Genomic DNA, 12,893 nt, shown 5'->3' with positions numbered 1-12,893 from the left:
CCGGAATCCGCTAAATTGCATCCATGAGCAACCACTCGAACGCCGCCGCGGTGCGCGCCTTCCGCATCCTCGAGATCCTGTCCGCTGCCGACGGGCCCATGCCGCTGTCGGCCATCGTGCAGGAGATCGGCCTGCCCAAGCAGACCGTGCACCGCATCCTCAAGCAGCTGGAAAGCACCTGGCTGGTATCGCGCACCGCGGGCAGCCCCGGCTATGAATGTTCGTCACGCGTGCGCCAGCTTGCCGTCAACGTGCTGATGCAGGCGGGGCCGGCGGCGGCGCGCCACGCGATCCTGCAGCAGCTGGTCGACAAGGTCGGCGAGACCTGCAACCTGACCATGCTGTCGGGCGACGACGTGGTCTACCTGGACCGGGTCGAAACGCAATGGCCGCTGCGCATGCACCTGCAGCCGGGCTCGCGCGTGCCGCTGCATTGCACCGCCAGCGGCAAGCTGTTGCTAGCGTTCCTGCCATGCGCGCAGCGCGAGCGTCTGGTGGCAAGCCTGCCGCTGCGCGCGCATTCGGCTCGTACCATCACCGACGCTGCCGCACTGCACGCTGAGCTGGCGGAGACGCGGCGGCGGCGCCTGGGCATCAACAACCAGGAAAACCTCGAGGGGATGATTGCGGTGGCGGTGCCGGTGATGCGCAACCGCAGCCGCGCGTGCGCTGCGATCGCGGTGCAGGCGCCGCTGGCGCGGATGACGATGGACCGGCTGATGGGAGTCGTGCCCGACCTGCGCATGGCGGCGGACGCGATGGTGAAGACGTTCGGGGAGTAGTTGTGGGCGTGTTTGCCGCCGGTGTCTCTTCCGCTTGCGGGAGAGGGCGGGCGGGTCCGGCTGCTGAAGCCTGTGGGTAAGACAGTTGGCCTTGCTTGATGTGGTCTTTTGCTAGCCCACCCCTCACCCCAACCCTCTCCCCCTGAGGGGAGAGGGGGAACACCTTGCTTGGGCTAGCTCGGGCGGCCTGGGAGCACCCAAAACCGCGCTTGCCTCAGGCGCTTCAAACCACCGGCGCCGCCGGCTCCACGCCCGGCGGCGTCACGTTGAAGCAGCCGCGGTACGTCGCATAAAACGAGCAATACAGAATCGCCAGCATCAGCAGCGAATACGGCGTCACCAGGAACGACAGCACCGTCTCGGCGCCGAAGGCGCTGAATACGGCCTCCAGGAAGAACGGGATCGCCACCAGCAGCATCGCGAACAGCACCGCGTAGGTGAAGAACGCGCCGCGGTTGCGCCAGCATGCGGTCCAGCTGAAGAACAGCGCCTTGACCGGCGGCACGCCGTGCCAGGCGGCCAGCAGCGGTGCGAACCAGAACATCATCGCGATCGGCGTGTACAGCAGCGCGCCGATCAGCATGGCGTAGTAGAGCTGGCGCACCGCCTCGGCGGTCGGCGCCTCTTCCTTCAGCACGATCGGCACCAGCGCGCTCATGTCGACCACCGCGCCGGCGATCAGCCCGAGAACGAACACCAGCCCGGCGTAGATGCCGCCCAGCACGAGCAGGTTGCGCGTGGCTTCCTTGCCGTTGGCGCGGAAGCCAGCCAGCAGCACGGTGGGCAGCACCCGCTTGTTCTGGATGACGTCGCGGCACGCGGTCATCACGCCGACCGACAGGCCCGGCGTGACCACCAGCAGCGCGATGATGCCGATCAGCGGCACCACGATGGCCAGTTGCGCGGCAATCAGGTAGACGAACAGCAGCATCAGGAAGGTCAGCGGATTCTTGCGGAACAGCCAGATGCCCTGGCGGAACCAGGTGTAGCCTTCCTTGGCAGGGACTTCCAGTAGTTGCATACGGGTCAGATCCAGGGGAGCGGGGCGCTCGCAGGGTTCGCGGGTCGTGCGTCCAGGCGCCGGCGCAGGATGCGTTCGAAATGGGTCGGATCGTGCGGCTGCAGCATGTCGGCCTCGCGCGGCAGGTAGAAGTCCCACAGCCGCGACACCCAGAAGCGCAGCGCGCCCGCGCGCAGCATGTCCTGCCAGTGCGCGGCCTCGGTCTCGGTCAGCGGCCTGACCGCATGATAAGCCCGCAGCAACGCCTGCGCGCGCACGGGGTCGAGTTCGCCGCTGGCCAGGTCGATGCACCAGTCGTTGACGGTGACCGCCACGTCGAACAGCCACTTGTCCTGGCCGGCGAAGTAGAAATCGAAGAAGCCGCCCAACCGGTGGCGGCCGCTGGCGTCTTCCTCGAACAGCGCGTTGTCGCGGAACAGGTCGCAGTGGCACGGGCCTTCGCCCAGGCTGGCGTACGCCGCGCTGGCGAAGAACGCCGCCTGGTGGGCGATTTCGCGTTGCAGCAGCGTGCGCTGGCCGGCATCGAGGAAGGGCAGGATCTCGCGCTCGGTCTGCTGCCACCAGGGCAGGCTGCGCAGGTTGGGCTGGCGGCGCGGGTAGTCGGCGCCGGCCAGGTGCATGCGCGCCAGCATGTCGCCGACCTCGGCGCAGTGCTGCGCGTCGGGCGCCAGCTGCGACGCGCCGGGCAGGCGCGTGACGATGGTGGCGGGCTTGCCCTTGAGCGGGCGCAGGATCTCGCCGTCGCGCGCCGGGATCGGCGCCGGCACGCGGATGCCGCGCCCGGCCAGGTGCGCCATCAGGTGCAGGTAATAGGGCAGCTGCGCGAACGAGAGCCGCTCGAAGATGGTGAGCACGTACTGGCGCGTCTGGCCCTCGTGCTCCATGGTGAGGAAGAAATTGCTGTTCTCGATGCCCGAGGCGATGCCGCGCAGCTCGCGCACTTCGCCAAGGTCGAAATCCAGCAGCCAGCGTGCGATCTCGTCCTGCGAGACCGTGGTGAATACGGCCATACTCGTTGTGTGAAGCGAATCGGAAAGCGGCGGGAGGCGGTTGCGGACAAAGTCCGGCCCGCCGCCGCGGCATGACTGCCGGAGGGCCGGCGCGGCCTGGCGTTCAGGCCAGGCCGTGGGCAAGCGGGTTCAGAACTTCAGGTTGACCGAAGGCACGCGGTTGACGTCATGCTCGCGGATCTTGGGCGAGCTGTCTTCCGGCTTGCTCATCTCGTACCTGGTGCCGAAGCCCGACCTGACCTGGATGTCGGTGGCGCGTCCCTTGTCGCGGTACTCGCGCACCTGGGTGCCATCGCGTTCGTTCAGCTGGAAGCTCGGCTGGCGCGGCTGGTTCAGCTGCGACCTGGCGGCCGGGGCGATCGGCTGGTTGTTGATCTGGTTCAGCTCCTGCTGGGTCAGCGCATTGCTTTCCTGCGCGCCGGCCCAGCCGGACGCCAGCACCAGCGCGGCAGCCACTGCCACGCCCAGGCCGGGCACGGGCCGCCTGGCAGGCGATTCAGGCTCGCCGGCCACGGCGGCTGCGGTGGCTGCGCGCGTGGACCGGACCGGGCGGACGGGGGAAGGGGAGGTCATCGGGTGCTCCTGTGCGGGCTGCGGCGCAAGCGGCACGCAGCGCCGTGGCATGCGGCGGTTGGACTGCAACCCGGCGGCGCCGGGCTTGGCAGACGGACAGGTTCCATTCTAGCAATTCCTGTCCCGCACAGGCCGCCGCCGTGCCCCGGGGGGCACCTGCGCCACGATGCCGGGTGGCGCATGCGTGGCTGCGGCGCGCCGGCGACCCCGTGGCCACCGATCCCGGCCTTACAGGTAGAACATCTCTTCCTTCGGCGGGATCGGCTTGTCGCCGCCGCGCTGCTCGTAGTAGTCGTAGACCGCTTCCAGCACTTCGTGCGGCTCGTCGACGATCTTCATCAGGTCCAGGTCGTGCTCGGCGATCAGGCCCATCGGCAGCAGCGTGAAGCGGAACCAGTCCAGCAGGCCCTTCCAGAAGCGGCTGCCGAACATGATCACCGGCACCGAGCGCGACTTGCCGGTCTGCACCAGCGTCAGCACCTCGGCCAGTTCATCGAGCGTGCCGAAGCCGCCCGGCATCACGATAAAGGCGTCCGAATTCTTGACGAAGGTGACCTTGCGGGTGAAGAAGTGGCGAAAGCGCATGGCAATGTCCTGGTACGGATTGCCCTGCTGCTCGTGCGGCAGTTCGATGTTCAGGCCGACGCTGGCCGACTTGCCGGCATGCGCGCCCTTGTTGGCCGCTTCCATGATGCCGGGGCCGCCGCCGGAGATCACGGCAAAGCCGGCGTCCGAGAACAGGCGCGCGATCTCGATGGTGCGCTGGTAGTAGGGCGAGTCCTCGCGCAGGCGCGCGCTGCCGTAGATCGAGACCGCCGGCCGGATCTCGGACAGGTACTCGGTGGCCTCGATGAACTCTGCCATAATCGTGAACATTTGCCACGAGGCGCGCGCCTTCTTCGCGGTCGCGCGGTCTTCGTCGGCCAGCGCACGCAGGCTGGGGATCATCTTGCGCGGATTGGCGCGCGCCGCCGCAGCAGCCTTTTCAGCAACAACTTCCGGCGGGTTGCCCGCGGCGGCGGCATCGGCCGCCGCGGCAACGGCCGCGGCGTGCTCGGCGGCAGCCTCCGGCGGGGGTTGTACGGTATCGCCGGAGATATCAGCAACGTCCGGGTCAGCAAGGGGGGCGGTCGAGGCACCGCCTGCAGCGGCACCAGTCAATTTTGAGTCCATGGGAATGTCGGATAGTCCAAAAACACTCTTGCTCGTCGATGGATCGAGCTATCTGTATCGCGCTTATCACGCTTTGCCGGACCTGAGGAATGGGGAGGGTCTGCCCACAGGGGCAATCTACGGCATGATCAACATGCTGCGCAAGTTGCGCAACGACTACCCGGCAGAGTATAGCGCCTGCGTGTTCGATGCGAAGGGCAAGACCTTCCGCGACGACCTGTACCCGGCCTACAAGGAGCACCGCCCGTCGATGCCCGAGGACCTGGCGCGCCAGATCGAGCCGATCCACGAGGCCGTGCGCGCGCTGGGCTGGCCGATCGTGGTGGTCGACGGCGTCGAGGCCGACGACGTGATCGGCACCTTGTCGCGCCAGGCCATGGAACAGGGCGTGCGCACGGTGGTGTCCACCGGCGACAAGGACCTGGCGCAACTGGTCAACCAGCAGGTCACGCTGGTCAACACCATGAGCGGCGAGGTGCTCGACCCTGCCGGCGTGGTGGCCAAGTTCGGCGTGCCGCCCGAGCGCATCATCGACTATCTGTCGCTGATCGGTGATGCCGTCGACAACGTGCCGGGCGTGCCCAAGGTCGGCCCCAAGACCGCGGTCAAATGGCTGGCCGAACATGGCTCGCTCGACGGCGTGATCGCGGCCGCGCCGGGGATCAAGGGCGTGGTCGGCGAGAACCTGCGCAACACGCTGGAATGGCTGCCGATGGCGCGCCGGCTGGTGACGGTCAAGACCGACTGCGACCTGAGCAAGTCGGTCGCCGATTTCCACGCGCTGCGCGAGACCGGCGAGGACAAGGAGCTGCTGGTGGCGTTCTTCCAGCGCTATGGCTTCAAGACCTGGCTGCGCGAGGCTACCGGCGAAAGCCTGCCCGATGCGCGCGCCCAGGCCCGCGCCCGTGCCGCGGCCAGCGCGCCCGCGCAGGGCGGCCTGTTCGATGCGCCGGCGCCGTCGGCCGATGCCGGCGCGGCCCCGGCCGAGGACACGGCGCCCACCGAGATCCGCTACGAGACCGTCACCACCGCGGGCATGCTGGAAGACTGGCTGCGGCGCATCGAGTCCGCGCCGCTGGTGGCGATCGATACCGAGACCACCTCGCTCGATCCGATGCAGGCGCAACTGGTCGGCATCTCGCTGTCGGCGGCGCCGGGCGAGGCCTGCTATATCCCGGTGGCGCACCGTGGCCCCGACGTGGCCGGCCTGCCCGAGCACGGCCAGCTTGCGCGCGAGTTCGTGCTGGAACGCATGCGTGCCTGGCTGGAAGATGCCAGCCGCCCCAAGCTCGGCCAGAACCTGAAGTACGACGTCCATGTGTTCGCCAACCATGGCATCAAGCTGCGCGGCATTGCCCACGACACCATGCTGCAGAGCTACGTGCTGGCGTCGCACCGCAACCACGGCATGGACAGCCTGGCCGAGCGCCTGCTGAGCCTGAAGACCATCACCTATGAAGAGGTGTGCGGCAAGGGCGCGAGCCAGATCGGCTTCGACCAGATCGACCTGGCGCGCGCCACCGAGTACGCCGCCGAGGACGCCGACGTGACACTGCGCCTGCATCGCAGGATGTTTCCGCAGGTCGAGGCCGCGGCGGGACTGCGCCGCGTCTATGAAGAGATCGAGATGCCGGTCTCGGTAGTGCTGCAGAAGGTCGAGCGCAACGGCGTGCTGATCGACGCCGGACGCCTGGCCGCGCAAAGCGCCGAGCTGGGCCAGCGCATGCTGGCGCTGGAGCAGTCGGCCTACGCGGCCGCGGGCCAGCCGTTCAACCTGGGCTCGCCCAAGCAGATCGGCGAGATCCTGTTCAGCCAGATGAAGCTGCCGGTGGTGAAGAAGACCGCCAGCGGGGCGCCGTCGACCGACGAAGAGGTGCTGCAGAAGCTGGCCGAGGACTACCCGCTGCCCAAGCTGCTGCTGGACTACCGCGGCCTGTCCAAGCTCAAGTCCACCTACACCGACAAGCTGCCGAAGATGGTCAACCCGCAGACCGGGCGCGTGCACACCAGCTACGGCCAGGCCACCGCGGTGACCGGGCGGCTGGCGTCGACCGAGCCCAACCTGCAGAATATCCCGGTGCGCACCGAGGAAGGCCGCCGCATCCGCGAGGCCTTTATCGCCGAGCCGGGCAGCGTGATCGTGTCGGCCGACTATTCACAGATCGAGCTGCGCATCATGGCCCATATCTCGGGCGACGAGAACCTGCTGCGCGCCTTTGCCAACGGCGAGGACATCCACCGCGCCACCGCCGCCGAGATCTTCGGCGTCGAACGCGACGCCGTCAGCAGCGAGCAGCGCCGCTACGCCAAGGTGATCAACTTCGGCCTGATCTACGGCATGAGCGCGTTCGGGCTGGCCAGCAACCTGGGCATCGAGCGCGAGGCCGCCAAGCACTACATCGACCGCTACTTCATGCGCTATCCGGGCGTGGCCCACTACATGGAAGAGACCCGCCAGACCGCGCGCGAGCAGGGCTATGTCGAGACCGTGTTCGGCCGGCGGCTGTGGCTGCCCGATATCAACGGCGGCAGCGGCCCGCGCCGCCAGGCCGCCGAGCGCGCCGCCATCAACGCGCCGATGCAGGGCACCGCGGCCGACCTGATCAAGCTGTCGATGATCGCGGTGCAGGACTGGCTGGAGCGCGACGGCCTGCAGACCCGCCAGATCATGCAGGTGCACGACGAACTGGTGCTGGAAGTGCCCGAGCACGAGCTGGAGCTGGTCAAGGCGCGGCTGCCGGAGCTGATGTGCACGGTGGCAGCGTTGCGCGTGCCGCTGGTGGCAGAAGTCGGCAGCGGCGCCAACTGGGAAGAGGCGCACTGAGGCTTTCCCCCTTGCGAGCCGGCGCCCAATCGGCCCGCTGCCCCTGCGTGGTGGTATCGAATGAAGCGACTGCTGAGTCAGCGTGCGGCGCTTGCCAGGTATGCTGCAATGCAGCAGACTGTGGCAAACGCCTCAGGTAAAGCCTTTATAAAAACGCAGCAGGTAGACCATGACAGAAACAAGGACGCACCGCATCGTCGTTGTCGGCGGCGGAGCAGGGGGGCTGGAACTGGTAACGAAGCTGGGCGACAAGCTCGGCCGCAAGGGCGCGGCGCAGGTGGTGCTGGTGGACCGCCTGCCCACGCATATCTGGAAACCGCTGCTGCATGAAGTCGCCGCCGGCAGCATGGATCCCAATACCCACCAGCTCGAATATGCGGCGCAGGCGCGCTGGCATCATTTCGAGTTCCAGCAGGGCGAGCTGACCGGCATCGATCGCGCCCGCAAGACCATCTCGGTCTCGGCCTGCGTCGACCAGGACGGCGCCGAGCTGCTGCCCGCGCGCGAGCTGGCGTACGACACGCTGGTGCTGGCGATCGGCTGCGTCACGCATTTCTTCGGCGTGCCGGGCGCCGCGGAGCATGCCATTGCGCTCGACACCGTGGCGCAGGCCGAGCGCTTCCGCAAGCGACTGATCGCGGCCTGCGTGCGTGCCCAGAACGGGCGCGGCCGGGTTGGCGAGGATGGCCGGCCGCGCGTGGACGTGGCCATCATCGGCGCCGGCGCCACCGGCGTCGAGCTCTCGGCGGAGCTGCGCAACACCGCGCATGTGCTCAGCGCCTATGGCCTGCACCGCCTCGATCCGCGCCGCGATGTGCGCATCCATGTGATCGAGGCCGGTCCGCGCATCCTGCCGGCGCTGTCCGAGCGGGTCTCGGCCGAGACCGCCAAGCTGCTCAGGAAGCTGGATGTCGACGTCTTCACCAGCGAGCGCGTGACCGAAGTCACGCCGCAGGCGGTGCTGACCGCCAGCGGCAAGACCATCGATGCCGACCTGACGGTGTGGGCCGCCGGCATTACCGCGCCCGGGGTGCTGGCCGGCCTGGGCCTGCCGGTCAGCCGCCAGGGCCAGATCGTGGTCGGCCCGACGCTGCAGAGCGAGGGCGACCCGGACATCTTTGCCTTTGGCGATTGCGCCAGCTGTCCTTGGCCGGAGAAGCAGAGCTCGGTGCCGCCGCGCGCCCAGGCCGCGCACCAGCAGGCCACCTTCCTCTACGAGGCGCTGTGCGCGCGGCTGGCGGGGCGGCCGCTGCCGCGGTTCGCCTTCAAGGACTTCGGCTCGCTGGTGTCGCTGGGGCACTTCAGCGCGGTGGGCAGCCTGATGGGCGGGCTGATCGGCGGCTCGATGTTTATCGAGGGGCTGATGGCGCGCTTCATGTACACCTCGCTGTACCGGATGCACGTGATGGCGCTGCACGGCGCGGTCGGGATGGCGCTGGACACCGTCTCGCACTGGCTGCGCAGCAAGACCAGTCCGCGCGTCAAGCTGCACTGACGCAGGGGCCCGGGCCCCCCGCTTGCGGGTGGGATGCGCCGGCGGCCATGCGCCGCCATGTTTTCTCCATGTCTGCTTAAAATCGGGCGCTGGCGCCGCGTGGCGGCCCAGCCACCAACGATCCTGGAGACAAGCATGCTCAAACCAGAAGTGGACAGCCTGGTCCCCGGCCAGACCTTCGACCGCCGCGGCTTCGTCAAGACCGCGCTGGGTTCCGCCTTTGCCGCCGCGGTCCTGCCGGTGATGGCCCAGCAGGCGATCAAGACCGATTTTGCCGGCCTGAACGCGGGCGAGGTCACGATCCCGTCGGGCGGCTTCAGCATGCCGGCCTACCGGGCCCAGCCGGAAGGCAAGAAGAACCTGCCGGTGGTGCTGGTGGTCAGCGAGATCTTCGGCGTGCACGAGCATATCGCCGATGTGTGCCGGCGCTTTGCCAAGCTCGGATACCTCGCGATCGCGCCCGAGCTGTTCGCGCGCCAGGGCGATCCGCAGAGCTTCGGCACCATCCAGGAACTGCAGCGCGAGGTGATCGCCAAGGTGCCCGACGCGCAGGTGATGGGCGATCTCGATGCCGCCGTGGCGTGGGCCGGCGCCAACGGCGGCGATGTCTCGCGCGTGGCCATCACCGGTTTCTGCTGGGGCGGCCGCATGACCTGGCTCTACGCCGCGCACAGCCAGCGCCTGAAGGCCGGCGTGGCCTGGTACGGCCAGCTGGCGCCCGAGCCGACACCGATCAAGCCGAAAAATCCCATTGACCTGGTCGGCCAGCTGCATGCGCCGGTGCTGGGCCTGTACGGCGGCAAGGACACCGGCATCCCGCTGGAGCAGGTGGACCGGATGAAGGCCGCGCTGTCATCGTCGTCCGATCCGGACGCCAGGCGCTCGCGCTTTATCGTCTATCCCGAGTCCGGCCACGCCTTCCATGCGGACTACCGGCCCAGCTATCGCGAGGCCGATGCCCGGGACGGCTGGCAGAAGTGCCTGGACTGGTTCCGGCAGCACGGCGTCGCGTGAGCCGGCAGCCGGCCCCGCTCCGGGGTGGTTCGGGCCGGCCGACGACAGGATTGCAAAGTCCCGGCGGATACGTACAATGCGGCCTTTGAGTTATTGCAACATTGTTGCGTTTGCCGCCCGGCGCGATGCGGGCGGAACGGCGGGGCCGCCCGGCACCGCCACCCCGGGAGCCCATCATCCATTCGACGCTTTTGTATATCCTGCTCGCCGCCACGATCTCGGGGGTGGGCAGCATCTTCGGGGCGGCGCTGCTGTCGCTGACGGTGGCGTCCCGCGTGGTCGAGCGCATGGTGAGCTTCTCGGTGGGCGTGCTGCTGGCCACCGCGCTGCTGCATTCGCTGCCCGAGGCGTTCGAGTCCGGCGCCGATGCGCGCGCGTTGTTCGGCACCTTGCTGGCCGGGCTGCTGGGTTTCTTCCTGCTGGAAAAACTCTCGCTGCTGCGCCATTCGCACCATCACGAGGGCGACGGGCACCACCACCACCACGGCCATGACCGCGAGGAGGCGGGCCGCAGCGGCCTGACCATCCTGGTCGGCGACACCTTCCACAACTTTGCCGACGGCATCGTGATCGCGGCGGCGTTTCTGGCGGACCCGCATATCGGCGTGGTCACCGCGCTGGCGATCGCCGCGCACGAGATCCCGCAGGAGGTGGGCGACTTTATCGTGCTGCTCAACGCCGGCTTCTCCAAGGCGCGCGCCTTCGCCTTCAACCTGTTGTCGAGCCTGGCGGCGATTGCCGGCGGGGTGGTCGGGTATTTCCTGCTCGACCAGCTGAGCGGATGGATTCCCTACGTGCTGGTGATCGCGGCCAGCAGCTTTATCTATATCGCCGTCAGCGACCTGATGCCGCAGATGCAGCGCAAGCCGCGCTGGCGCGAGTCGGCGATCCAGGTGGTGCTGGTGGCCGCGGGGATCTCGGCCATCGTCTTCATCACCAATGGCGTGCACGAGCGGCACAGCCACGGCGGGCACGGCCATGCCGCGCCCGTTGCCGCGTCACACTAGCCGGCTCAGGCCGCTCCGGTGGCAACCGGGCGCGCCGGGTCGGCGCACCACTCGCTCCACGACCCCGGGTACAGCGCCGCGCCGCCCAGGCCCGCCGCTTCCAGCGCCAGCAGGTTGTGGCACGCGGTGACGCCCGAGCCGCACTGCATCACCGCCTGCGCGGCGGCGTGCGTGCCCAGCACCGCGCCGAATTCCGCGCGCAGGGTCTCGGCCGGCTTGAAGCGGCCTTCCGCGTCCAGGTTGTGCTTGAAGAAGCGGTTGACCGCGCCCGGGATATGGCCGCCCACCGGGTCCAGCGTTTCGTTTTCGCCGCGGAAGCGATCGGGCGCGCGCGCATCGACCACCAGCAGCCGGCCCCGGGCGAGATTGTCGACCAGTGCGTCCGCATCGACGGTCGGCACCAGCGACTTGCCGCGGCGGATCTTGCCCGGAAACTCTGGCTCTGCCGCGGCATCGTGCTCCAGCGGCAGGCCGGCCTTGACCCAGGCGTCCTTGCCGCCATCGAGCACGGCCACGGCATCGTGGCCGATCCAGCGCAGCAGCCACCACAGCCGCGCGGCGAACATGCCGCCCTGGGCGTCGTAGGCGACCACCGGGGTGTCGTCGTCGATGCCTAGCGCCTGCAGGCGCGCGACCAGGTCGTCGGCATCCGGCAGCGGGTGACGGCCGTTGCGGCCGTTCCTGGGGCCGGACAGCTCGTTGTCCAGGTGCAGGTAGAACGCGCCGGGCAGGTGGCCGGTGCGGTAGGCCTCGCGGCCGGCGGCGGGGTCGGTCAGGTCGAAGCTGCAGTCGATGACGACGCAGCGGCCGGGGCCGGCCAGCAGGGACTGCAGCGCGGTGACGGAAATCAGCGGTTTCTGCATGGGAATCCTGTAGCGGTCGAAGGGAGAAATCTGACGCGGTCGGGCTTACCGGATGCTACACCTCGGGGTGCACTTCCGCCTCCGGCGACTTGACCGGCGTGGCGGGCGTGGGCTTGGCGTCGGTGCCCTGGCGCGCGCGCATCAGCGTGGTCGCGATGCCGCTGGCGATGATCAGCGCCATGCCCAGCCAAGACAGCCAGTTCAGGCGGTCGGACCAGATCAGCATGCCCCACACGCTGGAGAAGACGATGCCGGCGTATTGCAGGTTGGCGGTCAGCAAGGTGTTGCCGCGCTTGTACGCGCGCGTCATCGCGGTCTGGCCCAGCGTGGCCAGGATGCCGATCGCCAGCAGCAGGCCGGCGCCGTACCAGCTGTGCGGGCTGGTGCCGCCCAGCAGCATCCACACCAGGCCGGCGATCATGCCGACCAGCGAGAAATAGAACACGATGCGGCCTTCGGGCTCGCCCAGCTGGCCCAGCTGGCGCACCTCGACATAGGCCAGCGCGGTGAACATGCCCGAGATCAGCCCGACCAGGCCGCCGGTGAGCTGGTCCTTGCCCACCGACGGCTGCAGCAGGCAGATCACGCCGGCAAACGACAGCAGGATAGCCAGCACCAGCCGGCGGTCAGCGTTGCCGCCGGTGCCCGCCAGCGCCGCGCTGGCGCCCAGGATCAGCGCGATCCATACCGGCGACATGTAGTTCAGCGTCATCGCGGTCGCCAGCGGCAGCAGCGAGATCGAGGTGAACCACAGCATCAGCGAGGTCACGCCGAACACGCTGCGCTTGATATGCGAGAGCATGTACGGGGTGCGCACCGAGACCCCGCGCGAGGACAGCAGCACCCACATGATCACCACGCTGATCAGGCCGCGGTAGAACACGATCTCGCCGGTGGTGTAGAGGTCGGACGCCAGCTTGACGCCAACCCCCATCAGCGAAAAGGCGAAGGCGGCGAACAGCATCCAGAGCGATTGCATGGCGAGGGCGCGGTGAAGCGGGCAGGAGCGAAGGAGACAGGGAAAGCAGGCCGGCGCGCGAGCGGGGCTCTGCGGCCCCGCGTCCGTCGCGCCGGACAATGATTCTAGCAGCGCACATCGCCTGCCAAAGCAAAACGGACCGCCGTGGCGGT

Annotated in this window: 11 protein-coding genes; 5 read left to right on the top strand and 6 right to left on the bottom strand. The window is 68.6% G+C overall.

Annotated features, from left to right (window positions below; all coding sequences use genetic code 11):
• Window positions 1–23 precede the first annotated feature (23 nt).
• Window positions 24–782 (top strand): IclR family transcriptional regulator, encoded by a 759-nt coding sequence (locus tag CBM2586_RS11760; protein WP_115687661.1) that lies wholly within the window; start codon window positions 24–26, stop codon window positions 780–782.
• Window positions 783–1,005: 223 nt separating this feature from the next.
• On the opposite strand, the gene CBM2586_RS11755 is transcribed toward CBM2586_RS11760, so the two are convergent.
• The 4 genes from CBM2586_RS11755 to CBM2586_RS11740 all read right to left on the bottom strand — a co-directional run bounded on the left by CBM2586_RS11755 (window position 1,006) and on the right by CBM2586_RS11740 (window position 4,559).
• Window positions 1,006–1,803, bottom strand: a complete 798-nt coding sequence (locus CBM2586_RS11755; protein WP_115661523.1) for a BPSS1780 family membrane protein — start codon at window positions 1,801–1,803, stop codon at window positions 1,006–1,008.
• A gap of 5 nt (window positions 1,804–1,808) precedes the next feature.
• A complete protein-coding gene (locus CBM2586_RS11750; protein WP_115661524.1) occupies window positions 1,809–2,813 on the bottom strand; it encodes a homoserine kinase in 1,005 nt (334 codons plus the stop codon).
• 129 nt (window positions 2,814–2,942) lie between these two features.
• A complete protein-coding gene (locus CBM2586_RS11745; RefSeq protein ID WP_115663699.1) occupies window positions 2,943–3,386 on the bottom strand; it encodes a hypothetical protein in 444 nt (147 codons plus the stop codon).
• A gap of 228 nt (window positions 3,387–3,614) precedes the next feature.
• A complete protein-coding gene (locus CBM2586_RS11740) occupies window positions 3,615–4,559 on the bottom strand; it encodes a TIGR00730 family Rossman fold protein (protein WP_240987919.1) in 945 nt (314 codons plus the stop codon).
• Between the two features lie 4 nt (window positions 4,560–4,563).
• Here CBM2586_RS11740 and polA point away from each other — a divergent pair, with 4 nt between their 5' ends.
• The 4 genes from polA to CBM2586_RS11720 all read left to right on the top strand — a co-directional run bounded on the left by polA (window position 4,564) and on the right by CBM2586_RS11720 (window position 10,899).
• Window positions 4,564–7,383, top strand: coding sequence for a DNA polymerase I (polA, locus tag CBM2586_RS11735; protein WP_115661525.1), 2,820 nt, complete (start codon window positions 4,564–4,566; stop codon window positions 7,381–7,383).
• A gap of 169 nt (window positions 7,384–7,552) precedes the next feature.
• Entirely contained in the window at window positions 7,553–8,878 is a 1,326-nt protein-coding gene (locus CBM2586_RS11730; protein ID WP_115661526.1) for an NAD(P)/FAD-dependent oxidoreductase, read from the top strand.
• Between the two features lie 135 nt (window positions 8,879–9,013).
• The gene (locus CBM2586_RS11725) at window positions 9,014–9,892 is read left to right on the top strand and encodes a dienelactone hydrolase family protein (protein ID WP_115661527.1); all 879 of its coding nucleotides are present in this window, start codon (window positions 9,014–9,016) and stop codon (window positions 9,890–9,892) included.
• Window positions 9,893–10,017: 125 nt separating this feature from the next.
• On the top strand, window positions 10,018–10,899 hold the full coding sequence (locus CBM2586_RS11720) for a ZIP family metal transporter (RefSeq protein ID WP_115687659.1): 882 nt from the start codon (window positions 10,018–10,020) through the stop codon (window positions 10,897–10,899).
• 5 nt (window positions 10,900–10,904) lie between these two features.
• On the opposite strand, the gene CBM2586_RS11715 is transcribed toward CBM2586_RS11720, so the two are convergent.
• Together CBM2586_RS11715 and CBM2586_RS11710 are read right to left on the bottom strand one after the other, a co-directional pair.
• Window positions 10,905–11,762: a sulfurtransferase gene (locus CBM2586_RS11715; RefSeq protein WP_115687657.1), complete on the bottom strand. Its 858-nt coding sequence runs from the start codon at window positions 11,760–11,762 to the stop codon at window positions 10,905–10,907.
• A gap of 55 nt (window positions 11,763–11,817) precedes the next feature.
• Window positions 11,818–12,741: a DMT family transporter gene (locus tag CBM2586_RS11710; RefSeq protein ID WP_115661530.1), complete on the bottom strand. Its 924-nt coding sequence runs from the start codon at window positions 12,739–12,741 to the stop codon at window positions 11,818–11,820.
• Window positions 12,742–12,893: the final 152 nt, after the last annotated feature.

This window comes from Cupriavidus taiwanensis, assembly GCF_900250115.1.
Classification (GTDB): Bacteria; Pseudomonadota; Gammaproteobacteria; order Burkholderiales; family Burkholderiaceae; genus Cupriavidus; species Cupriavidus taiwanensis_B.
This window is presented reverse-complemented; position numbering and strand designations above follow the sequence as displayed.